Raw genomic sequence first — 845 nt, forward strand, 5'->3', positions numbered from 1 at the left:
GTAGTGGCACATCTCGCTCAAACACTGGTATGGCAAAGTTACGATGACGACAACTCCCAACACTCCTCTGCCAAATAGTCTTCAAAAGCCTCTTGAACGCTTCTACGAATTCTTGCGAAGCGAAAAGGGGCTCAGCTTGCACACTCAACGCAATTACAAGCAACAGTTGGAAACCATGGCGCAGCATCTTGCCGAAATGGGATTGAAAGATTGGTCTCAAGTTGATGCTGGCTGGGTTCGACAACTTGCGGGTAAAGGCATGCGAGAAGGCATGAAGGCCAGCAGCTTAGCTACGCGCTTGTCTTCGCTGCGTAGCTTTTTCGATTTCTTGATTTTGCGTGGTGAGATGTCAGCCAACCCAGCCAAAGGGGTGTCTGCACCTCGTAAAAAGCGCCCGCTGCCAAAAAACCTCGATGTGGATGAAGTGAATCAACTGCTCGAAGTGAATGAAGATGACCCATTGGCGATCCGCGATCGCGCAATGATGGAGCTGATGTACGGTGCCGGCCTGCGTTTAGCCGAGTTGGTCAGTGTGGATGTGCGAGATGTGCAGCTGCGCAGTGGCGAGCTTCGTGTTATCGGTAAAGGTGACAAAGAACGTAAAGTGCCTTTTTCGGGGATGGCAACGGAATGGGTTGGTAAGTGGCTGCGCGTTCGTGGTGACTTAGCAGCGCCAGGTGAACCTGCATTATTTGTGTCTAAACTCGGAACCCGTATTTCGCACCGTAGCGTGCAAAAACGCATGGCCGAGTGGGGACAAAAACAGTCTGTAGCCAGTCACATTAGCCCACATAAGTTGCGCCACTCATTTGCCACGCACATGCTGGAGTCGAGCAACAACTTAC

At 51.5% G+C, this 845-nt stretch carries 1 protein-coding gene and 1 pseudogene; both read left to right on the plus strand.

Features of this window, described 5'->3' with window-relative positions:
- Positions 1-78: pseudogene (locus R7044_RS24760) on the plus strand (DUF484 domain-containing protein); the annotation flags it as partial.
- A partial coding sequence (locus R7044_RS24765; RefSeq protein ID WP_225455941.1) for a tyrosine recombinase XerC occupies positions 44-845 on the plus strand: 802 nt, incomplete at its 3' end. The pseudogene R7044_RS24760 and the gene R7044_RS24765, both read left to right, overlap by 35 nt.

The organism is Vibrio sp. 1402 (assembly GCF_033340275.1).